This window comes from Streptomyces sp. NPDC093586, from assembly GCF_044764905.1.
GTDB lineage: Bacteria > Actinomycetota > Actinomycetes > Streptomycetales > Streptomycetaceae > Streptomyces.
Genome location: NZ_JBIWJA010000018.1, coordinates 1 through 21,965, shown reverse-complemented (window position 1 = coordinate 21,965; position 21,965 = coordinate 1). Strand labels below are relative to the sequence as shown.

The following is a 21,965-nucleotide window of genomic DNA, read 5'->3' as shown; positions in this document are numbered from 1 at the left end:
GCCGCCAAGCGGCTCATGGCCGGACGCGAGTCCGGGCTGCCCGGCCAGGCGGTCATCGGCGGGTGGTGGGCAGTGCCGCCGACGGCGAGGGCCACGGTGTGCGGGTCGACGGTGTCCGCCGTCCGCCCGAGTCCCGCTCGGCCTCCAGACAGCCCGCTGTCGCTTCCTGGACGGCACCGTCCGGCTGCGCAGCACGTCCTGGCCGGTCACGGCGGACCGGTCGGTGGCGGCCGCACAGGAGGGCAGTCAGTCCGCGTGGGGCGCGGGCGCCTCCCCGGAGAGCAGATCCCTCAGCGTCGCCCACGAGCGGTCCCAGGACCATTCGGTACGTACCCAGTGGCGGCCCTTCTCGCCCATGGCACGGGCGAGTCGAGGGTCGAGCAGGAGCCTGATCAGCCGGTCCGCCGTGGCAGCCACCGAGCGGCCGTCGACGACATGGCCCGTCTCGCCCTCGCGTACGGTGTCCGGCGTGCCGCCCGAGTCGCCCGCCACGACCGGGAGACCGGACGCCGCGGCCTCCAGGCAGGCGATGCCCAGCCCCTCCACCTCCAGGCCGCCCCTGCGGGTACGGCAGGGCATGGCAAAGACGTCGGCGGCGGCGTAGAACCGCGGGAGGTCGTGGTGGGGCCGGCCACCCGCGAAGACGACCGAGTCCACGACGCCCTCCCGCAGCGCCAGCCGGCGCAGCTCCGGGGCGTACGGGCCGTCGCCGACCAGGAGGAGTACGGCGTCGGGGACCACCCTGCGGATCCAGGGCAGCGCCCTGATCAGCGTGTCCTGGCCCTTGCGGGGGATCAGGCGGGCCGCGCACAGGATCACCGGACGGTGGCCCAGGCCGTACCGCGCCCTGGTCGGGCCGCCGTCCACAGCCGGGTGGAAGACCGTGGTGTCCACGCCGGGGACGAGGCGGGCGGTCCGGGTACCGGGCGCGAGGGCCGCCTCGATGGGGCGCCGGGTGCTCGCACCCAGCCAGGTGAGCGTGTCGACCTCGGTGCCGATGCGGCGCAGCAGGCCCCGGGCCCCGGGTGTGCGGGCCCACCACACCTCGTGGCCATGGGTGGTGGCGACGGCGGTACGGATTCCCGCCGTACGCCGGAGTGTGCCCGCCATCAGCCCGAGAGGCGCCGCCGCGCCGAACCACACCCGGTCGCAGCCGTACCGGCGGGCCACGGACGCGGCGTGGGTGGTGGCGCGAGGGGAGGGCAGGAGGGTGCCGACCGGGTGGCGGATCACCGGGTACGGGAAGGGCTCGCGGGGGCCGGCCGTGGCGGGTGTCGAGGTGAGGACGACGACCTCGCCGGGCGGGAAGCGGTCGGCCAGGTGCCGGACGAAGGTCTCTATGCCGCCCTGCCGGGGAGGGAAGTCGTTGGTGACGATCAGGGTGCGCGTACGGGTGTTGTCCGTCATGCCGGGGCCTTTGCGGGAGAGGTCGTGACAGTGGCGCCGCGGCCCGCCGCCCGGTGGGCCAGTGCGCCGAGCACCAGCGGGAAGACCAGGTAGCCGAAGCGGGAGGCGGGCATCAGGGCCGTCGCCAGACCCAGGCCGAACGCGAGCCGGCCGGCCGCCGCCCGCACCGTGGCCGGAGGGCGCACCGCCAGGGAGAGAGCGATCAGCAGCGCGCCCACCGAGAGGAGCGCGAGCGCGATCACCGTCCCGCCGGGTACATGGGTCGCGAGCAGATGTCCGGGCAGGGGACTCGCGGCGGGTGAGGAGACCGCGGTGAAGCCGAACGGGAAGGCCACGACGTTGCGGCAGAAGCCGGACGGGTCGATGAGGACGAAGGGCAGCACCACCGCCGTCACGGTGCTCAGGCTCACGGCCGCGCACCGCAGCGCGGGCCGGCCGCCCCGGCGTACGGCTGTCAGGACGAGCACCACGGGCAGTGCGGGCCAGGCGGTCCACTTGAGGGCGGCGGCGGCCCCGAGCGCCAGACCGGCACGACCCGCACGCCCCTGCCCGGCGAGTGTCAGGCCGAGGCACATGAGAGCGACCACGGGCAGGTCGACTCCGCTCACCGCGAGGGGCAGCGCGACGAGCGGGCAGGCGAGCAGCCGGGCCCGGCACAGTCCGGCGGTGGCGAGGGCCGCCACGAACGCGCCGCCCAGCCACCACCGGGCGTCCCCGGGCAGCACACCGAAGAGCGCCGTCCCGGGCAGGTAGGGGTTGAAGTCGGCGACGGCCTTCGGGGCGGTGACGTAGGGGCTGCCGGTGGTGAGCAGCAGGTGCCCCGACCGTTCGACGACGGCGACCTCCGACTGGCCGAGCCCGGCCGACACCAGCCCGACGAGCGGTACCACGACGGCCCCCAGCAAGGCGACCACGCGCGCCGCGCGGCGCGTGCGGTCGCCGGACGCCAGATACGCGGCGGCCGCGTACCCGGCACCCGCCACCATCCCCCACGCCCGGTGTGCCACGATGCCGGACACCGCCGCGAAGCTCACCGCGACGACTGCGGATCCGGCCCACACCCACCGTTCGACGTGCCCGTCGGCATACGTCGTGACCTGTTCCCGAAGGATCTGCCTCATGCCCGTCGACGCTAGGAATCCGCGGTCGGGAAGGCGTCAAACGAGGCTCCGCACAAGGAAGTCAACCCGTGGTACGACAGGCGTCCGCGGACTCGACCCGTACGGTGACGCGCGTTCTCGCCCCGGCCTGGATCATGGGCGTATGAGTACGTCGCCGCAGCGGCTCCTCCGTGACCTGATGACCGCACCCGTCTACCCGTGGGTCACCGGCGGCGCACTGACCGTCGGGGCCGTCGCGGAACTGGTCGCCATCCCCGGGTCCGTGACGACCACGGTCGGCGTGCTGGTGTCCTCCGCCTCGCTGATGTGGCGGAGGGCCTTTCCGCCCATCGCGGTGCTGACGGTCTCGGCGGGTCTCCTCGGGTTCGCCGGCGACGTCAATCTGTACCTATCGATCGTGGCGAGCGGTCTGATCGGCTGCTACTCGCTCGGCCGCAACCGGGTGCTGCACCCCGCCGTCACCGTCGCGGGCGGCGCCCTTGGGGCCCTGTGCGTGAACCTGGTGCACATCAACACCTGGTCGCGGATGGAACTGCCGGTGCCCGCGCTGTGGGAGAAGGGCTCGCTCAGCCTGTTCGCCGAGTCGTTCCTGCTGAGCGTGGTCGTCTTCGGGGCCGTGATGATGGGCGACGCGGTGCGCTCACGGGAGGAGACCCGCAACGAACGGAGCCTGTCCCAGGCCAAGCTGATCGCGATGGAGCGGCAGCAGGCCGCCGAGGCCGAACGGGCGGCCATCGCCCGCGAGCTGCACGACATCGTCTCCCACTCGGTGTCGATGATCGCCGTCCAGGCCGAGAGCGCCACGTACACCACCCCCGGACTCACCCCCGAGGCCCACGACGGCTTCCAGCAGATCGCCGCCACCGCCCGCTCCTCCATGGCGGAACTGCGCCGTCTGCTCGGCGTCCTGCGCACCTCCGAGGGTGACAGGGCCCTCACCGCCCCGCAGCCGACCCTCGACCACCTCCCCGAACTGGTCGAGCAGCACCGGGCGGTGGGCGGCGCAGCCGAACTGAGGATCACCGGAGAGCGGGTGCCCCTGCCCGCCGCGTGGGAGCTGTCCGCCTACCGGATCGCCCAGGAGGCGCTGACCAACGCGCGTAAACACGCACCCGGCGCCCGTACGGTGGTGGAGGTCGACTACGGCGCCGATCGGCTGCTGAGGCTGCGCGTGCGCGACGACGGTCCCGCGCCGGGTTCCCGCCCGGAGGCCGGCTCCGGCGCGGTCTCCGGACCCGGCGCGGGGCACGGTCTGACCGGGATGCGGGAGCGGGCGGCCCTGGTCGGCGGTCGGCTCAGCGCGGGCGCGGTCCCCGGTGGCGGCTTCCTGGTGGAGGCGGAACTCCCCTGGGGGGGCGGGTGACCATGGAGCGGAGGAGAGAGACGCACATGATCAGGGCACTGGTGGCCGACGACCAGGCGGTCGTCCGCACCGGCTTCGTGAACCTCCTGGACACGCAGGAGGACATCGAGGTCGTGGGCGAGGCCGAGGACGGCGCACAGGCGGTGCGGATCGCCGCCGAGACCCGGCCCGACCTGGCCCTCCTCGACATCCGGATGCCGAACAAGAACGGCATCGAGGCGGCCCGCGAGATCCTGGCCGCGTCCGGCGGCGCCACGAAGGTGCTGATGCTGACGACCTTCGACCTCGACGAGTATGTGTACGACGCGCTCGCCGCCGGGGCGAGCGGCTTCCTGCTGAAGGACGCCACCTTTCCCGAACTGCTGCACGCGGTCCGGGTGGTGGCGGACGGCAACGCGCTGCTCTCGCCCGAGATCACGAAGCGGCTGATCGCCGAGTTCGTCCACGCGCGCGCGTCCCGGCAGGCCGGCCGCCCGGCCGGTGACCTCACGGCCCGGGAGACGGAGGTGCTGACCCTGATCGCGCGGGGCCTGTCCAACGCGGAGATCGCGGACCGGCTCACCATCACCGACCACACGGTGAAGACGCACATCAACCGGCTGTTCGCCAAGCTGGGACTGCGCGATCGGGCCCAGGCCGTGATCGTGGCCTACGAACTGGGCCTGGTCCGGGCGGGCGGTGACGCCCGCGCCCGCGACGCGCGGGTCTGACGGCCCCCTCCTCCGGCACCGGTCTTTGCGGAGTCGGCGCGCACCCAGGGCGCCGAGGCGTGGCGAGTGGAGCGGATGTCCCGGCGACACGCCGCCCGGGCGTCGCTCCGCCGGGACATCCGCTCCGATCGAGGCCCCGGAGCACGCCTGGGGCGCGTTGGCGAATTCGCCCACCGCGTTCCGGGCGTACCGGTACCGGGCCCCTTCCTCCCGTCGGCTTCTCCGGACCCTCAGCCGGAGAAGCCGACGTGCGCGAGCCGCAGGGAGCCGCGCAGCCTGACGGTCAGGTCGTGCACGCCCTCGGCGGTCAGGGCGGCGCCGAGTTCCACGTAGTCGTACGGGCCCCGCGTCGGCGCCTTCGGTGACAGCACCGCCGCCGACGGGCTCCAGGCCACCTCGATCTCCACCGTGCCCTCGCCCGCCACCGCGACGGTCACCTCCGTGACGCCGGTGCCGAAGTCGCAGGACCGGTAGAGCAGTTCACCGGAACCGCCCGCGGCCGGCGTCACCGCGTCACCGGCCACCTTCGTGCGGTCCACGATCTCCGTGCCGCTCTGCTCGTCGAAGTCGGCCGCCGCCAGGCCGCGTTCGTGCACCGGGCGCGGCGCGGCGGGCTCCCCGTCGAGGACCACGGTCGCCGACAGGCGCACGTCCTCGCTGGACGCGCCCGCCAGCAGCGCGTACGGGCCCGGCTCCAGCCGCCACCGGCCGTGCGCGACGTCCCAGAACGCGAAGGCGGACAGGGGGACCTGGAAGGACACCTCCGCCCGCTCGCCCGGGGCCAGGGTGAGTCGCCGGTGCGCCAGCAGTTCCCGGCGCGGGCGCGGGACCGAGGGCTCCTCGGCGCGGGCGTAGAGCTGGGCCACCTCGTCGGCGGTGACGCCCCCCGTGTTGGTGACGGTGAAGGACACGTGAACCGAGCCGTCCGCCACCCGGGCCGAGAGGCCGGCGTACGCGAAGGACGCGTACGACAGGCCGTGTCCGAACGGGAACAGCGGGGTCCCCTCGAAGTACAGGTAGGTCTGGCGGGCGCCGATCACGTCGTAGTCGAGCAGCGGGGGCAGGTCGGCGTCGTCGGCGTACCAGGTCTGCGGGAGCCGCCCGGCGGGGGAGACGTCACCGGCCAGGACCCGGGCCAGTGCGGTGCCGCCCGCCTGGCCGCCGTGCGCGGTCCACAGCACCGCCGGGAGGGCCTCGGCGTCGACCGCGTACGGGTAGGCGGAGACCAGCGCCAGCACCGTGCGCGGGTTGGCGGCGCGGGCCGCGCGCAGCAGCCGTTCCTGGTGGTCCGGCAGCCGCAGGGTCGTCCGGTCCTCCGTCTCCCGTCCGTTGATGTGCGGGTCGTTGCCCGCGACCACCACGACCACGTCCGCGCCGGCCGCGGCCCGCGCCACCGCGTCCTCGCCGCGCTCGGCGACGACCAGCTCGAAGACCTCGCCGGCCGTGTCGTCGGAGCCCTCCGCGGCAACCTTCACGCCGTCGGCGGCGACACGGACGGGACGACCCGTTCCCAGGTGCCGGAGGAGGTGACCGTTCCCGTGGGGTTCCAGGCGGAACGTCTCCTGCACGACCCAGCCGCCGGGCTGGTCGGCGGAGGCGCGGACGTACCCGTCCTCGGCGACCGACAGGTACCGGCCGTCGTCGGCGCGCAGGGTGAGCACGCCCTCGCCCCAGTCGACGAGAGCGAGTTCGCTGCCGGTGGCGTCGGTGGTCAGCGGCGGCAGGTCGGTGCGGCCGGCGATCAGAGCCGGGTCGAGGGCGCCCTCGGCGCCGGGCGCGTCGCCCGGGGAGTCCTCCGCCGGGAGCACGTGCAGGAACGTACCGGCGGCGGTCTTCAGCCGGACCCGGTCCACGCCCTCCGCGAAGTCCACGCGGTCGGTGCCGAACCGCTCGTACAGGCCCTCCAGCGGGGTGGAGCGGTGGAGGAGCGTGCCGCTGTACCAGTCGAGCTTGCACTCGTCGGCGAGCAGTCCGACGACGGCGACGCGGGCGTCCGGGGCCAGCGGCAGCACGCCGTCGTTCTTGAGCAGGACGACCGCCTGCTCGGCGGCCTCCAGGGCCAGCGCCCGGTGCTCCGGGGTGTCGAACGCGCCCGGCTCGTCGTACCCGTCGAACTCGCCGAGGCGGAACCGGACCGAGAGCTGGCGGCGCACGGCCGCGTCGAGGTCGGCCTCGGTGAGCAGCCCCTGCTCCAGGGCGCCCCGGACGCGCGCGACGATCTTCGAGGAGTCCGTGCCGTGGTCGGTGAAGCTGTCCACCCCGGCGCGCAGCGCGGCCGCGGTCGCCTCCTCGTGGGTGTCGAAGTAGTGCTCGGAGTCGACCAGGTTGGAGGGGGCTCCGGCGTCCGAGCAGACCAGCAGCTCCTCCTCGGTCCAGGTGCGCAGGTGCTCGCGCAGGTACGGGGAGACGTGGTTGGGGCGGCCGTTGACCAGGTTGTACGCCGGCATCACCCCGGCCACCGCGCCCGCCTCGACCGTCTCGCGGAAGGCGCGCAGGTCGTACTCGTTCAGGACGCGCGGGCGGACGGACGAGGAGGCGGTGTCCCGGTCGGTCTCGTTGTTGTGGGCGAGCCAGTGCTTGAGCACGGGCGCCGTGCGCCAGTACGCCGGGTGGTCGCCGCGCAGCCCGCGGGTGTAGGCGGTGGCGATGGCCGAGGTGAGCCTCGGGTCCTCGGAGTAGCCCTCCTCGTTGCGGCCCCACAGGGGGTGGCGCAGCAGGTTGACGGTCGGGGACCACACGTTGAGGCCGACGCGCTCGTCGCGGGCGCGCATCGCCCGGACCTCCTGGGACACCGCCTCGCCGACCCGGCGCACCAGGTCCTCGTTCCAGGTGGCGCCCAGGCCCACGGCCTGCGGGAACACGGTCGCCGGGCCCATCCAGGCCACCCCGTGCAGAGCCTCCTGGCCGGTGCGGAACGCGGCGATGCCGAGCCGCTCGACGGCCGGGGCGAACTGGTGCAGGAACGCGGTCTTCTCGTCGAGCGTCAGCCGCGACATCAGGTCGTCGACGCGCTTCCCGAACGGCAGGTGCGGATCACGGAAAGGCGGCGTGGGCGGCGTGGGTGCGGTCACGTGGAGTTCCCCTTGCGATGGAGCGGAGAGACGCTTTCGAAGCGCTTCGATGCTCAGTCGGTTGTGGGGTGGGTGTCAAGCGCTATCCGCCAACCGTCCCGGACTTACCTCCGGGAACCAAGGGGTGGTTGAACAAGGTCAGACGCTCGTTCATGCAGTGCACTCGGAGGAATCTTGGAAGCGACCCTTGTGCGCCCCCAGGGGTTCACTTAACCTCACTGCAACATCGAAGCGCTTCGACTCCCGGAGGCGGTGAACCGGAGGTGCACCCGCGGGTGCATCCGGAACCGCGCATTCCTCCAACGACCGCTTCAGCTCAGCCAGTTCCACTGAAGACACCGCAGCCGACGGCCACCGCCGGGTGTCCTGGTGCGCCATGAAGGGTTGACGCAATGACGCCGAACGCCGCCTCCGGCCCCAGCCGGAGAAAGTTCCTCGCCTCCACGGCGGTCGCCACCGCAGCGGTGGCAGGAGGGATGCCGCTGCTCTCCGCCTGCGGCGGGGGCTCCGACGGCGGCTCGCGGGACGGCACCACGTCGGGCAAGGACGCCAAGAAGCTGCTGCCGGCGTACGTGGCCAGCAACGTGGTCACCCCCGACATCCCCAGCAAGAACGGCTCCGCGGTCGGCTTCACCGGCAAGCTCGACATCGCCGGCCTGAAGACCTCGGTGCCCGAGAAGCTCGGCAAGGGCGGCAAGGTCACCGTCATGTCGCCGTTCTGGGGGTCCCCGCCGAAGGGGGACAACGCCTACTACAAGGCGATGAACGACCTCATCGGCGTCGACGTCGTCTGGCAGAACCAGGACGGCAACACCTACGACCAGAAGCTCGGCGCGGTCCTCGCCTCCAGCGAGGTGCCCGACGTGGTGGTCGTGCCCGGCTGGAACATGACCGGCAAGATCCCCAGTGCCATCATCGGCAAGTTCGCCGACCTCGGCCCGTACCTCTCCGGCGACGCCGTCAAGGAGTACCCCAACCTCGCGGCGATCCCCACCGACGCCTGGCAGCGGTCCATCTTCGGCGGCAAGCTGCGCGGCCTGCCGATGCCGTCCTCGTACGTGACCGGCATCGTGCCGCTGTACCGGCAGGACATCTTCGAGAAGGAGGGCTACGAAGTCCCCCGGTCCTGCGACGAGTTCATGGCGCTGGCCAAGGAGGCCACCAACGCGAAGGCCAAGCGCTGGGCCTGCCTGGACATGAAGTGGACCGCGTTCAACGCCTTCGGCGTGCTCTCCGGCAACGAGAAGTCCCTCGGCTGGAACCAGGTCGACGGCAAACTGGTCTACCGCATCGAGACCGACGAGTACCTCGAGGCCCTGGAGTGGACGCGCAAGCTGTTCGCCGCCGGGGTCGTGCACCCCGACGCCGAGCTCGGCAAGAGCAACGCCGCCGACCCCGGGCCCAAGTTCGCCGCCGGCGAGTTCCTCGTCTACAACCAGGACATGTCGCAGTGGTGGAGCCGCACCGCCGAACAGGCCACCCAGAACCCCGAGTTCAAGGTCTGGGGCATGGACGTCTTCGGCCACGACGGCGGCGCCCCCACCCTGTGGGCGCAGAACCCGGCCAGCATCTTCGCCTTCGTCAACAAGAAGGCGTCCGAGTCCGTCATCCGCGACGTGCTGGCCGTCGCCAACGTCACCGCGGCGCCGTACGGCACCAAGGAGTACATGGCCACCAACTACGGCGTCGAGGGCACCCACTACACCGTCAAGGACGGCGTGCCCACCAAGACCGACCAGGGCAACCTCGACGTGATGAACGCCTACGTGATGATCGAGAGCCCCGCCGCGACCATCGCCCACCCCGACTTCCCCGAGGTCGCCAAGGGGCAGGTCGAGTGGCAGCAGCGGATGGGCGCCGTCACCAAGAAGTCCACGTTCTACGGCATGCAGATCACCGAACCCGCCCGCTACACCAACCTCTCCAACGACTTCGAGCAGCTGGAGGACGACATCGTCCGCGGCCGCAAGAAGATCAGCGACATGCAGCAGGCCGTCTCCGACTGGCGGAGCAAGGGCGGCGACAAGCTGCGCGACTGGTACAAGAAGCTGCTCGACGAGAACGGCACGGCGGCGGGCTGACCGGTACCGAGGCAAGGAGAACGGCCGTGTCCCACAGCACGGTGCCCCGGTCCAGGGCCGAGGCCGACACGACGAAGAAGAACCCGATGGCGTCCGGCGACGCCGCCGGTCCCCGGAAGGACGGTCCGACCACGGGGAACCTCAGCCTGCGGCTGAGGTTCCGGCGTGACCGCGTACTGCTGCTGATGACACTGCCGGCCCTCCTGCTGGTGCTGCTCTTCAACTACGTACCGATCCTCGGCAACGTCGTCGCCTTCCAGGAGTACGACCCCTACGTCAGCGACAACGGGATCGTCTCCATGCTGCACAGCCCCTGGGTGGGGCTGGAGAACTTCCAGCGGATCCTCGAGGACTCCGCCTTCTGGAACTCCGTGCGGAACACGCTGGTGCTGTTCGTCCTCCAGCTCGTGCTGTACTTCCCGGTCCCCATCCTGCTCGCGCTGCTCATCAACAGCGTGGTCCGGCCCCGGGTGCGGGCGGTCGCGCAGGCCATCCTCTACCTGCCGCACTTCTTCTCCTGGGTGCTGGTCGTCGCCGTCTTCCAGCAGCTGCTGGGCGGTGCCGGGCTCCTCTCCCAGCTGCTGCGCGACCACGGGTACGACGGGCTCAGCCTCATGACCGACCCGGACACCTTCAAGTTCCTGGTCACCGCCCAGAGCGTCTGGAAGGACGCCGGCTGGGGGATCATCGTCTTCCTCGCCGCGCTCGCCTCGGTCAGCCCCGACCTGTACGAGGCCGCCGCGATGGACGGCGCGAACCGCTGGCGCCGCATGTGGCACGTCACGCTGCCCGCGCTGCGTCCCGTGATCGCCCTGCTGCTGGTGCTGCGCGTCGGCGACGCCCTGACGGTCGGCTTCGAACAGATCCTGCTGCAACGCGACGCCGTCGGACCGGGAGCCGCCGAGGTCCTCGACACCTTCGTGTGGTGGAACGGCGTCCGCAACCAGGACTTCGGCTACGCGGCCGCCGCGGGGCTCGTCAAGGGCGTCATCAGTCTCGGCCTGGTCCTGATCGCGAACAAGGTGGCCCACCTCATGGGCGAGCAGGGGGTGTACAAGAAGTGACCGCCGTCCGAGAAGCGACCGCCGTGACCGACGAACCCGCGCGCCGCACGCCGAGCCGCTGGGCGGCCCCGCCCCGGCCGGTGTGGGAGGAGAAACCCAGCCGCACCGGACTCGCCGGCAAGGGCCTGGTCCTGCTCCTGGCCTGCCTGGCCATCCTGTTCCCCCTGTGGATCGTCGTCGTCACCAGCCTCTCCTCGCGCAGGACCATCGACGAGGCCGGCGGACTGGTGATGATCCCGAAGGACATCACCTTCGTCGCCTACCAGGAGCTGCTCAGCGGCGGCCAGGTCACCCGGGCCGCGCTCGTGAGCATCGGCATCACCCTCGTCGGCACCCTGTTCTCGATGGCGGTGTCGGTGCTGTGCGCCTACGGGCTGTCCCGCAGCGGCTCGCTGGGCCACCGCTGGATCCTCATGGTGCTGCTGGCCACGATGTTCTTCAGCGCGGGACTCATCCCCACCTACCTGCTGGTGCAGTCCCTGGGCCTGATGGACAGCTATCTCGCGCTGATCCTGCCCAGCGCGATCAGCGTCTTCAACATCCTGGTGCTGCGCGGGTTCTTCATGGGCATCTCGCCGGAGCTGATCGACAGCGCACGCATCGACGGCGCCGGTGACCTGCGCATCCTGTGGCGGATCGTCCTGCCGCTGTCCCGCGCGGTCGTCGCGGTGATCACCCTGTTCTACGCCGTCGGCTACTGGAGCGCCTGGTTCAACGCCTCCCTGTACCTCAACGACCAGGACATGCTGCCCCTGCAGAACGTCATGATCCAGCTCGTGCAGAAGCAGGAGGCGCCCGTCGGCCTCGGCCAGGCGATCAAGACCGGCGAACTCTCCGGCCTGGCCGTGCAGATGGCCGTCATGGTCATGGCCCTGCTGCCCGTCGCCGTGCTGTCGCCGTTCGTCCAGCGCCACTTCAAGAAGGGCATGCTCACCGGCGCGGTGAAGGGCTGACCCCCTCACCCCGGTCCCGTCGTGGCCGGCCGCTCCTGACCGGCGGCCGGCCACGGCAACCCCGTACGCCCCCAGCCCCGAGCCGCACAGAACGAGGTATGCCATGTCTGCGTCCATGTCACGCCCGAGCCGGCGTGCCGTTCTCGCCGGGACCGCGGCCGCCGCCGCCCTCACCGCCGTCCCGTTCGCACCCGGGCACGCACAGGCGGCGGAGAACACGGCGGACGCCTCCTCCTACCGCTGGCGCAACGTCGTCATCGGCGGCACCGGGTTCGTCACCGGCGTCATGTTCCACCCCCGCGTCCGCGGGCTCGCCTACGCCCGTACCGACATCGGCGGCGCCTACCGCTGGGACGACCGCGCCGCCCGCTGGACCCCGCTCCTCGACCACCTCGGCTGGGACGACTGGAACCTCCTCGGCGTCGAGGCGATGGCCGTCGACCCCGCCCACCCGGACCGGCTCTACCTGGCCTGCGGCACCTACGCCCAGGCCTGGGCGGGCACCGGGGCGATCCTGCGCTCCGACGACCGCGGCACCACCTGGCGGCGCACCGACCTCACCGTGAAGCTCGGCGCCAACGAGGACGGCCGGGGCACCGGCGAGCGGCTCCTGGTCGACCCGCGCGACAGCGGCACCCTGTGGCTGGGCACCCGGCACGACGGCCTGTGGCGGTCGACGGACCGGGGCGCCACCTGGGCCCCCGCCCCCGGCTTCCCGGCCGCCCCGGCCGCCGGCGGCCAGGGCGTCACCCTCCTCGTGGCCGCCGGCCGCACCGTCTACGCCGGCTGGGGCGACGCCGACGGCACCGCGCCGAACCTGTTCCGCACGGCCGACGGACGCACCTGGGAGGCCGTCCCCGGACAGCCCTCCGGCACCGCGGCCAGGGTCCCGGTCCGCGCCGCGTACGACGGTCACGCCCGCGAGCTGTACGTGACGTACGCCGACGCCCCCGGCCCCAACGGACAGTCGACCGGCGGCGTGCACAAGCTGCGCACCACGGACGGCCGCTGGACCGACGTCACGCCCGTCCGGCCGGGCGGCACCACCGGCGACGGCTCCACGGACACCTTCGGCTACGGCGGCGTCGCCGTCGACGCCCGCCGCCCCGGCACCGTCGTCGTCTCCACCAACAACCGGTGGGCGCTGGTCGACACCCTGTTCCGGACCACCGACGGCGGCCGCACCTGGACGTCCCTCAAGGACTCCGCCGTCCTCGACGTGTCGGAGACGCCCTACCTCGAATGGGGCGAGGACCGGCCCAAGTTCGGCTGGTGGATCCAGGCCGTCGCCGTCGACCCGTACGACGCGAGACACGTCGTGTACGGCACCGGCGCCACCCTCTACGCCACCCGCGACCTGCGCCACTGGGCCCCGCGGATCCGCGGCCTGGAGGAGTCGTCCGTGACCCAGCTGATCTCACCCCCGGCCGGCGGGGCGCACCTGCTCAGCGGCTCGCGGGACATCGGCGTGATGTACCACGAGCGGCTCACCTCGTCCCCGGCGCGCGGCATGGCGACCAACCCCGTGACCGGATCGGCGACGGGCCTCGCACAGGCGGCGAGCAGACCGGCGTACGTCGTCCGCACGGGCTGGGGCGACCACGGCAACGGCGCGTACTCCCGCGACGGCGGCCGGACCTGGGCGCCCTTCGCGTCCCAGCCCGCCCTCGCCAAGGACGCGCCCGGACCGATCGCCGTCAACGCCGACGGCGGCGTGCTCCTGTGGTCCTTCGTCCACTGGGACGGCACCAGGTACCCGGCCCACCGCTCGGCGGACAACGGCACGACCTGGAGCGAGGTCCCCTCCTTCCCGAAGGGCGCCGTGCCGGTCGCCGACCCGGTGGACCCGGCGCTGTTCTACGCCTACGACACGGACGCGGGGGTCCTGCTCGCCAGCACCGACGGCGGCCGCACCTTCACCGCACGTGCCACCGGACTTCCCTCCGGCGACAGCCAGTTCAAGCTGGCCGCGGCACCCGGCCGGTCCGGCGACCTGTGGCTGAGCGCCAAGGAGAACGGCCTGCACCGCTCGACCGACGGCGGCGCCACCTTCACCAGGGTCACCAGCTGCCGCTCCTCCCACACCCTCGGCTTCGGCAAGGCCGCCGACGGCGCCGGCTACCCGGCGATCTACCAGGTCGGCTCCACCGGCGCCGGCACCGCCGTCCACCGCTCCGACGACGAGGCGCGGACCTGGACGCGCATCAACGACGACCAGCACCAGTGGGGCTGGACCGGCGAGACCATCACCGGCGACCCCCGCGTCCACGGCCGCGTCTACCTCGCCACCAACGGGCGCGGCATCCAGTACGGAGAGCCCAGATGACACCGAGCCTCGCGGACGTCACCCGCGACCGCGTCCTCTTCGGAGGCGACTACAACCCCGAGCAGTGGCCCGAGGAGACCTGGCACGAGGACGTCCGGCTGATGAAGGCCGCCGGCGTCAACTCCGTCACCCTCGGCGTCTTCTCCTGGTCGAAACTCGAACCCCGGCCCGGCGTCCACGACTTCGCCTGGCTGGACCGCCTCATGGACCTGATGCACGCGCACGGCATCGGCGTCGTCCTCGCCACCCCCACCTCCTCGCCCCCACCCTGGCTCGGCCGCCTCCACCCGGACACCCTGCCCCGCGACGAGGACGGCCGCACCGAGTGGTGGGGCGGCCGGCAGCACTTCTCGCACTCCAGCGCCGCCTACCGCCGCCACGCCGCCGCCATCACCGAGGCCCTGGCCGCCCGCTACGCCGGTCACCCCGCCCTCACGATGTGGCACATCAACAACGAGTACTGCACCTTCGACCACGGCGACGAGGCCGCCGCCCGCTTCCGCCGCTGGCTCCAGGACCGGTACGGCACCCTCGACGCCCTCAACACCGCCTGGGGCACCGCATTCTGGAGCCAGGGCTACGGCGACTGGGAGGAGATCCTCCCGGCCCGCCGCGCCCACTACCTGAAGAACCCCACCCAGGTCCTGGACTTCCGCCGCTTCACCTCCGACATGCTCCTGGAGTGCTTCACCGCCGAACGCGACATCGTCCGCCGCCACACCCCGCACCTTCCGGTCACCACCAACTTCATGCCGCTGTGGCACGGCCAGGACGCCTGGCGCTGGGCCGAGGAGGAGGACGTCGTCTCCGTCGACCTCTACCCCGACCCGCGCGACCCGCTCGGCGCCCAGCACGGCGCCCTCGTCCAGGACATGACCCGCTCGCAGGCGCGCGGCCCGTGGATGCTCATGGAACAGGCGGCCGGACCGGTCAACTGGCGCGGCGCGAACCACCCCAAGCCGCGCGGCCTGAACCGCCTGTGGTCCCTCCAGGCCGTGGCGCGCGGCGCGGACGCCGTCTGCTACTTCCAGTGGCGCCAGTCGAGGCAGGGCGCGGAGAAGTTCCACTCCGGGATGCTCGGCCACGCGGGGGAGCGGGGCCGTACGTACCAGGAGGTCAAGCGGCTCGGCGCCGACCTCGCGAAGCTCGGCCCGCAGGTGGCCGGCACCCGGACCACGGCCGACGTCGCCGTCCTGCACGACTGGCACTCCTGGTGGGCCGGCTCCCAGGACGGCCGCCCCTCCGCCCGCTTCGACTACCCGGACGTCCTGCACGCCTGGCACCGGGCCCTGTGGGAGGCCCACCTCACCACCGACTTCGCCCACCCCGAGCACGACCTGACCCCCTACCGGGCGGTCGTCGTGCCGCAGCTCTACGCGCTCACGGACGCGGCGGTCGACAACCTCCTCGCCTACGTCCGCGGCGGCGGCACCCTCGTCTGCGGCTTCCTCACCGGCATCGCCGACCAGGACGACCGGATCAGGCCCGGCGCCATGGACGCCCGGCTGCGCGACCTGTTCGGCATCCGCGTCCTGCACGAGTGGTGGCCCCTGGAGACGGACGAGACGGCCGCCTGCGACGGCTTCCGGGGCACCCTGTGGTCGGAGGAGATCGAGCCCGACGGCACCGCCGACGAGACGATCCCGTACAAGGGCGGTGAGCTGGACGGGCTCCCGGCCGTCCTGCGCAAGGGCCGCGCCTGGTACGTCTCGACCCTGCCGGAACCGGAGGCGCTGCGCGACCTGCTCGCCCGCGTCGCCGCCGACGCGGGCGCCCGCCCGGTGCTCGACGGCCTCCCGGCCGCGGTCGAGGCGGTACGCCGCGGCGACCTGCTGTTCCTCCTCAACCACGGCCGCGAGCCGGTCACCGTCGACGTCCCGGGCTCCCACCACGACCTGCTGGCCGAGACGGACGTCACCGGCCGCGTCACCCTCGGCCGCTACGGCGTGGCGGTCCTGACGGAGCCGGCCTCATGACCGGCGGGCCCGTGCACGGCACCTGGGAGCCCGAGCCCGCCGCCCGCTGGGAGGACGCCTTCCTCAGCGGCAACGGCCACCACGGCGCCCTGGTGTTCGGCGACCCGCAGGCCGACCGGATCGTCGTCACCCACCACACCCTCGTCCGCCCCGGCGGCGACGAGCACCGCCGGCCGCCGCAGCTCGCCGCCCGGCTCCCCGCGCTCCAGGACCGCCTGCTGGCGGGCGATGTGCGTGCCGCCGAGGAATTCACCGACGGCCGCCCGCTGCAATGGGTGCGGCCCTTCCACCCGGCGTTCCAGATCCGGCTGAACCGGCCCCCCGACGACACCGGCCACCGCTACCGCCGCTCCGTCGACTTCGCCACCGGCGAGGCGACCGCCGTCCGCTCCCCGTGGGCCAGCCGCGTCTTCGTCTCCCGCGCCGACGACGTGATCGTCCAGCAGGTCACCGCCCCGCACCTCACCCTCGACATCTCCCTCGACCCCCGCCTCCCCGGCGCCCCCGCCGGTCTGGGCGTCGGCCACGGCGCCGTCCTCACCCCCGGGGGCGCCCTGCTGAGCCTGCGCGCCCGCTACCCCGGCAGCGACCTGGGGTACACCGGCGTCACCCTGGTCGCCGTCACCGGCGGCACCACGAAGCTGGTACCGCCGGGCGTGCTCGTCGAGGGCGCCACGGAGGTCCTGCTCCTCACCCGGGTGCGCCGGCACACCGGGGAACTGGACGTGACCGCCGAGGGCCGCGCCCTGCGCGACCTGGCGGACGGGACCTTCCCCGACGGACCGCCCGGCACCTCGGACGACGGGCAGGAGGGCACCCCGGACGACGGGCAGGACACGCCCCTGCGCGACGGACCGCCCGGCACCCCGTACGACGCCCTCCTCGCCCGTCACCTCGCCCGGCACCGCACCGCCTACGACCGCGTCACCCTCGACCTCGCCGCCGACCCCGCCGAACGCGCCCTGCCGGGCTCGGTCCTGCTGGCACGACCCCGCGGCGCGGCCCTCCTGGAGCGCCTCTTCGCCGCCGGCCGCTATCACCTCCTGTCGGCCAGCGGACTGCTCCCGCCCCGCCTGACCGGCCTGTGGACCGGCGACTGGGACACCGCCTGGTCCGGGGCGTTCACCACCAACGCCAACCTCAACCTCCAGACCGCCTCCGCCGCCGCGGCCGCCCTGCCCGAGGTCACCGAGGCGCACGCGGCCCTGGTCCACCGCCAGCTGCCCGACTGGCGGGACAACGCCCGCGCGATCTTCGGCACCCGCGGCATCGTCGCGCCCTCCCACACCGACGGCGAGTCCGGCCACACGTACCACTTCAGCCGCGAATACCCCCTGCACCTGTGGACGGCCGGCGCCGACTGGCTGCTCAAGCCCCTCGTCGACCACGACGAGACGTACGGCACCCGTGACCCGCGCACCGTCGCCGCACTCGCCGAAGCCGCCCTGTTCTACGAGGACTTCCTCACCCGCACCGACAGCGACGGCCGCCTCGCCGTCGTCCCCTCCTACTCGCCCGAGAACCGGCCCGCGAACGCGAGCTGGGGCACGGTCGACGCGGCCATGGACCTCTCCGCCGCCCGGCACGCCCTGCTGACCGCCGCCGACCACCACCCCGAGCACGCCGACCGCTGGCGGGCCCTCGCCGACCGGCTCCCGCCGCACCGGATCAACGCCGACGGCGCCCTCGCCGAGTGGGCCCGGCCCGGCCTGACGGACACCTACGACCACCGCCACCTCAGCCACCTCTACGGCGTCTGGCCGCTCGACGAGATCACCCCCTACGACACCCCCGAACTCGCCGAGGCCGCCCACCGCGCCCTCCGGCTGCGGGGCGCCGAGAACGACTCGGCCCACGGCCACCTCCACCACGCCCTGGTCGCCGCCCGGCTCCGGGACGGCGCCCACGTCGCCCACGCCCTCGGCCGGGTGCTCGACGGCGACTACTTCCACGCGTCCCTGATGAGCGCGCACTACCCCCACCGCGACGTCTACAACGCCGACGCCGCGCACGCCCTCCCGGCCGTGCTCATCGAGATGCTCGTGCAGTCCACCCCCGGCCGGCTCGTCCTGTTCCCGGCTCTCCCCGCGGACTGCCCCGAGGGCGAGCTCAAGGGCGTACGCACCCGGTTCGGAGCGGTGCTCGACCTCACCTGGTCGCCGGACGGGAGCGCGACGGCCGTCCTGCGTCCGGACCGCACCCACCGCGTCGAACTGAGGACCCCCGCCGGCACCGAAGCGCTCGACCTCGTCGCCGGAGAGGACCGCGTCATCGGCGTCAAGGCGCGGTAGCGGGGCCGTGGGCCTCCCCGGCACCACACACCACGGCCGAGGGGCCGGCCCCACCCGGGACCGGCCCCTCCCCGCGCCCGGCAGCCGCACCCGTTCCGCAGGCACAGCGGGCCAGCGGGACGCGCTCCAGCGGAGCGTCGACCGTCACGGCCATCCCGCGCCGGGAGGGCGCTGCCTACGGCCGGACCGGTGCCGGCCCCGAGCTGGCCCGCACCGTCAGTTCCGGCGCGAGCAGCACGACCTCCTCGCTGCCGCGCCCGTCGAGCTTGGCGACGAGCTGCTCCACGGCGTGCCGGCCCATCTCCTGCGCCGGCACGGCGACCGAGGTCAGCCGCACCGAGGCCTGGGAGGCGACCTGCTCGGGGCAGATCGCGACCACCGACACGTCCTCGGGCACGGCCCGGCCCTGCTGGCGCAGCAGGGCGAGCAGCGGCTCGACCGCCGACTCGTTCTGGACGACGAATCCGGTGGTGCCGGGGCGTTCGTCGAAGACGCGGGCGAGGGTCGCGGACATCGCGTCGTAGCCGCCCTCGCAGGGCCGGTGCAGCAGCCGCAGCCCCAGCTCGCGCGCGCGGGTGCGCAGCCCGTCGAGGGTGCGCTCGGCGAAGCCCGTGTGCCGTTCGTAGACGGCGGGCGCCTCACCGATGACAGCGATGTCGCGGTGCCCCAGCGACGCCAGATGCTCCACGCACAGCGCACCGGTCGCCCGGAAGTCGAGATCGACGCAGGTCAGGCCGGTGGTGTCGGCGGGCAGGCCGATCAGCACGGAGGGCTGGTCGGTGCCGCGCAGCAACGGCAGCCGCTCGTCGTCGAGTTCGACGTCCATGAGGATCATCGCGTCGGCGAGACCGCTGCCGGTGACGCGGCGCACCGCGTCGGGCCCCTCCTCGCCCGTGAGCAGCAGGATGTCGTATCCGTGGGCGCGTGCGCTGGTCGCGACCGCGATGGCGATCTCCATCATCACCGGCACGTACATGTCCGTGCGCAGCGGGATCATCAGCGCGATGATGTTCGACCTGCTGCTGGCCAGGGCGCGGGCGCCGGCGTTCGGGTGGTAGCCGAGCGTCCGGATGCTCTCCTCGACCCGCTGCCGGGTGGTGGTGGAGATGGACCGCTTGCCGCTGAGGACATAGCTCACCGTGCTCGCCGAGACTCCGGCGTGCTGGGCGACCTCGGCGAGGGTGACCATCCAGCTCTCCAAGCTTTGTGAAGCGCTTCGACAGCGCGCGGGGTGGGCAAGGGCGGGTGAGGGTGGTTCGACAGTAGTCCCAGCGGCAGTGGGTGTCCATAGGTCGTCGAAGCGCTTCGACAGCTTCTTTCCTTCCCACTGTCTCCCCGGCCTCCCGCCCATCCTCTCGCGCCGACGGCCATCGGCCGAACGGCGGCACGAGGGGTGGTGGGTACGCCCCGGAACGGGTACACACGATCGGGTAGCACCGACTAGTAACGTACGCCCGCGAGTTCGCCCGTCGGGGACTTCGCGGCCGTACCTCCCTTCGATGCCGATTCGCGGCGAGGTGAGCCTCATGTCCGCTCCACCCACCCCTTCCTCCCGACCCACCGTCACCGAGCGTGAGGCCCGCCAGGTGGCGGAGGCTGCCCGGGAACAGGACTGGCGCAAGCCCAGCTTCGCCAAGGAGCTGTTCCTCGGCCGCTTCCGCCTCGACCTCCTCCATCCCCACCCGGTCCCGGCCGACGAGGACGTCCAGCGCGGCGAGGAGTTCCTCGCCAAGCTCCGCGACTTCTGCGAGACGAAGATCGACGGGTCCGTCGTCGAACGCGACGCGCGGATCCCCGACGAGGTGATCACGGGGCTGAAGGAGCTGGGCGCCTTCGGCATGAAGATCGACACCAAGTACGGCGGACTCGGCCTCACCCAGGTCTACTACAACAAGGCCCTCGCCCTGGTCGGATCCGCGAACCCGGCGATCGGCGCGCTGCTCTCCGCCCACCAGTCGATCGGCGTGCCGCAGCCGCTGAAGATGTTCGGCACCCAGGAGCAGAAGGACACGTTCCTGCCGCGCTGCGCCCGCACCGACATCTCGGCGTTCCTGCTCACCGAGCCGGACGTCGGCTCCGACCCGGCCCGCCTCGCGACCACGGCCGTACCGGACGGCGACGACTACGTCCTCGACGGCGTGAAGCTGTGGACGACCAACGGCGTCGTCGCCGACCTGCTCGTCGTGATGGCCCGCGTCCCGAAGAGCGAGGGCCACAAGGGCGGCATCACCGCCTTCGTCGTGGAGGCGTCCTCCGAGGGCATCACCGTCGAGAACCGCAACGCCTTCATGGGCCTGCGCGGCCTGGAGAACGGCGTCACCCGCTTCCACCGGGTCCGCGTGCCCGCCGCGCACCGCATCGGCCCCGAGGGCGCCGGCCTCAAGATCGCCCTGACCACCCTGAACACCGGCCGCCTCTCGCTGCCCGCCATGTGCGTCGGCGCCGGCAAGTGGTGCCTGAAGATCGCCCGCGAGTGGTCGGCGGCGCGCGAGCAGTGGGGCAAGCCGGTCGCCCTGCACGAGGCGGTCGGTTCCAAGATCTCCTTCATCGCCGCGACCACCTTCGCCCTCGAGGCCGTCGTGGACCTCTCCTCCCAGATGGCCGACGAGGACCGCAACGACATCCGCATCGAGGCCGCCCTCGCCAAGCTCTACGGCTCCGAGATGGCCTGGCTGATGGCCGACGAGCTGGTCCAGATCCGCGGCGGCCGGGGCTTCGAGACCGCGGCCTCCCTCGAAGCCCGCGGCGAGCGCGCGGTCCCCGCCGAGCAGATGCTGCGCGACCTGCGGATCAACCGCATCTTCGAGGGCTCCACCGAGATCATGCACCTGCTGATCGCCCGCGAGGCCGTCGACGCCCACCTCTCGGTCGCCGGCGACCTGATCGACCCGGACAAGTCCCTGTCCGACAAGGCGAGGGCGGGCGCCCAGGCGGGCGTCTTCTACGCCAAGTGGCTGCCGAAACTGGTCGCGGGACCGGGACACCTCCCTCGCTCCTACGGCGACTTCCACCCCACGGGCCACGTCGACCTCTCCGGGCACCTGCGCTACGTCGAACGCACCGCCCGCAAGCTCGCCCGCTCCACCTTCTACGCCATGTCCCGCTGGCAGGGCCGGATGGAGACCAAGCAGGGCTTCCTGGGCCGCGTCGTCGACATCGGCGCCGAGCTGTTCGCCATGAGCGCCGCCTGCGTCCGCGCCGAGCACCTGCGCGCGAAGGGCGACCACGGCCGCGAGGCCTACCAGCTCGCCGACGCCTTCTGCCGCCAGGCCCGCATCCGCGTCGAGGAACTCTTCGGCCGCCTGTGGACCAACACCGACGACCTCGACCGCAAGGTCGTCAAGGGCGTCCTGGGCGGCGCCTACGAGTGGCTGGAACAGGGCGTCATCGACCCGTCGGGCCAGAACCCCTGGATCGCGGACGCGACACCCGGCCCGAGCACCCGGCAGAACGTCCACCGCCCCATCCCCTGACACCTCCGCCGGCACCAGGGTCCTGGGGGGGGGGGGGGCGCCCCCCCGGGGGGGGGGGCCCGCCCCCCCCCCCCCCCCCCCCCCCCCCCCCCCCGCGGCCCCCCCCCCCCCCCGGGCGGGCCCCCCCCC

Annotated in this window: 13 protein-coding genes; 9 read left to right on the top strand and 4 right to left on the bottom strand. The window is 73.0% G+C overall.

Annotation, left to right across the window (positions count from 1 at the left end; genetic code table 11):
* Positions 1 to 246: 246 nt before the first annotated feature.
* Positions 247 to 1,407, bottom strand: a complete 1,161-nt coding sequence (locus tag ACIRFH_RS19745; RefSeq protein WP_403522251.1) for a glycosyltransferase family 4 protein — start codon at positions 1,405 to 1,407, stop codon at positions 247 to 249.
* Entirely contained in the window at positions 1,404 to 2,528 is a 1,125-nt protein-coding gene (locus tag ACIRFH_RS19740) for a hypothetical protein (protein ID WP_403522249.1), read from the bottom strand. Before ACIRFH_RS19740 ends, ACIRFH_RS19745 begins: the two co-directional genes overlap by 4 nt.
* Before the next feature lie 142 nt (positions 2,529 to 2,670).
* Between ACIRFH_RS19740 and ACIRFH_RS19735 the strand changes: the two genes are divergently transcribed.
* Both ACIRFH_RS19735 and ACIRFH_RS19730 read left to right on the top strand, forming a co-directional pair.
* Positions 2,671 to 3,891 (top strand): sensor histidine kinase, encoded by a 1,221-nt coding sequence (locus tag ACIRFH_RS19735; protein ID WP_403522247.1) that lies wholly within the window; start codon positions 2,671 to 2,673, stop codon positions 3,889 to 3,891.
* A gap of 26 nt (positions 3,892 to 3,917) precedes the next feature.
* Positions 3,918 to 4,601 carry a response regulator gene (locus ACIRFH_RS19730; protein WP_403522245.1) on the top strand — a complete coding sequence of 228 codons (684 nt, stop codon included), beginning with the start codon at positions 3,918 to 3,920 and terminating at the stop codon, positions 4,599 to 4,601.
* Between the two features lie 230 nt (positions 4,602 to 4,831).
* On the opposite strand, the gene ACIRFH_RS19725 is transcribed toward ACIRFH_RS19730, so the two are convergent.
* On the bottom strand, positions 4,832 to 7,672 hold the full coding sequence (locus ACIRFH_RS19725; protein ID WP_403522243.1) for a glycoside hydrolase family 3 C-terminal domain-containing protein: 2,841 nt from the start codon (positions 7,670 to 7,672) through the stop codon (positions 4,832 to 4,834).
* 392 nt (positions 7,673 to 8,064) lie between these two features.
* Here ACIRFH_RS19725 and ACIRFH_RS19720 point away from each other — a divergent pair, with 392 nt between their 5' ends.
* The 6 genes from ACIRFH_RS19720 to ACIRFH_RS19695 all read left to right on the top strand — a co-directional run bounded on the left by ACIRFH_RS19720 (position 8,065) and on the right by ACIRFH_RS19695 (position 18,363).
* On the top strand, positions 8,065 to 9,753 hold the full coding sequence (locus tag ACIRFH_RS19720; protein ID WP_403522241.1) for an extracellular solute-binding protein: 1,689 nt from the start codon (positions 8,065 to 8,067) through the stop codon (positions 9,751 to 9,753).
* A 26-nt stretch (positions 9,754 to 9,779) separates the two neighbouring features.
* A complete protein-coding gene (locus tag ACIRFH_RS19715; protein WP_403522239.1) occupies positions 9,780 to 10,817 on the top strand; it encodes an ABC transporter permease in 1,038 nt (345 codons plus the stop codon).
* A gap of 23 nt (positions 10,818 to 10,840) precedes the next feature.
* Positions 10,841 to 11,770: a carbohydrate ABC transporter permease gene (locus ACIRFH_RS19710; protein WP_403522237.1), complete on the top strand. Its 930-nt coding sequence runs from the start codon at positions 10,841 to 10,843 to the stop codon at positions 11,768 to 11,770.
* Between the two features lie 115 nt (positions 11,771 to 11,885).
* Complete coding sequence (locus ACIRFH_RS19705; RefSeq protein ID WP_403522235.1) at positions 11,886 to 14,096, top strand: WD40/YVTN/BNR-like repeat-containing protein; 2,211 nt, start codon at positions 11,886 to 11,888, stop codon at positions 14,094 to 14,096.
* Positions 14,093 to 16,072, top strand: a complete 1,980-nt coding sequence (locus ACIRFH_RS19700; protein WP_403522233.1) for a beta-galactosidase — start codon at positions 14,093 to 14,095, stop codon at positions 16,070 to 16,072. The genes ACIRFH_RS19705 and ACIRFH_RS19700 overlap by 4 nt, the downstream gene beginning before the upstream one ends.
* Positions 16,069 to 18,363 carry a glycosyl hydrolase family 95 catalytic domain-containing protein gene (locus ACIRFH_RS19695; protein ID WP_403522231.1) on the top strand — a complete coding sequence of 765 codons (2,295 nt, stop codon included), beginning with the start codon at positions 16,069 to 16,071 and terminating at the stop codon, positions 18,361 to 18,363. The genes ACIRFH_RS19700 and ACIRFH_RS19695 overlap by 4 nt, the downstream gene beginning before the upstream one ends.
* Positions 18,364 to 18,538: 175 nt before the next feature.
* On the opposite strand, the gene ACIRFH_RS19690 is transcribed toward ACIRFH_RS19695, so the two are convergent.
* The gene (locus ACIRFH_RS19690) at positions 18,539 to 19,552 is read right to left on the bottom strand and encodes a LacI family DNA-binding transcriptional regulator (protein WP_403522229.1); all 1,014 of its coding nucleotides are present in this window, start codon (positions 19,550 to 19,552) and stop codon (positions 18,539 to 18,541) included.
* 337 nt (positions 19,553 to 19,889) lie between these two features.
* Between ACIRFH_RS19690 and ACIRFH_RS19685 the strand changes: the two genes are divergently transcribed.
* Positions 19,890 to 21,836, top strand: a complete 1,947-nt coding sequence (locus tag ACIRFH_RS19685) for an acyl-CoA dehydrogenase family protein (RefSeq protein ID WP_403522227.1) — start codon at positions 19,890 to 19,892, stop codon at positions 21,834 to 21,836.
* Positions 21,837 to 21,965 lie beyond the last annotated feature (129 nt).

What these genes read in the sequence shown, in the direction of transcription:
- ACIRFH_RS19735 (WP_403522247.1), top strand. Translation starts at nt 2,671, where the DNA reads ATGAGTACGTCGCCGCAGCGGCTCCTCCGTGACCTGATGACCGCACCC.
- ACIRFH_RS19700 (WP_403522233.1), top strand. Translation starts at nt 14,093, where the DNA reads ATGACACCGAGCCTCGCGGACGTCACCCGCGACCGCGTCCTCTTCGGA.
- ACIRFH_RS19695 (WP_403522231.1), top strand. Translation starts at nt 16,069, where the DNA reads ATGACCGGCGGGCCCGTGCACGGCACCTGGGAGCCCGAGCCCGCCGCC.
- ACIRFH_RS19685 (WP_403522227.1), top strand. Translation starts at nt 19,890, where the DNA reads ATGTCCGCTCCACCCACCCCTTCCTCCCGACCCACCGTCACCGAGCGT.
- ACIRFH_RS19690 (WP_403522229.1), bottom strand. Translation starts at nt 19,552, where the DNA reads ATGGTCACCCTCGCCGAGGTCGCCCAGCACGCCGGAGTCTCGGCGAGC.
- ACIRFH_RS19705 (WP_403522235.1), top strand. Translation starts at nt 11,886, where the DNA reads ATGTCACGCCCGAGCCGGCGTGCCGTTCTCGCCGGGACCGCGGCCGCC.
- ACIRFH_RS19720 (WP_403522241.1), top strand. Translation starts at nt 8,065, where the DNA reads ATGACGCCGAACGCCGCCTCCGGCCCCAGCCGGAGAAAGTTCCTCGCC.
- ACIRFH_RS19745 (WP_403522251.1), bottom strand. Translation starts at nt 1,407, where the DNA reads ATGACGGACAACACCCGTACGCGCACCCTGATCGTCACCAACGACTTC.
- ACIRFH_RS19730 (WP_403522245.1), top strand. Translation starts at nt 3,918, where the DNA reads ATGATCAGGGCACTGGTGGCCGACGACCAGGCGGTCGTCCGCACCGGC.
- ACIRFH_RS19740 (WP_403522249.1), bottom strand. Translation starts at nt 2,528, where the DNA reads ATGAGGCAGATCCTTCGGGAACAGGTCACGACGTATGCCGACGGGCAC.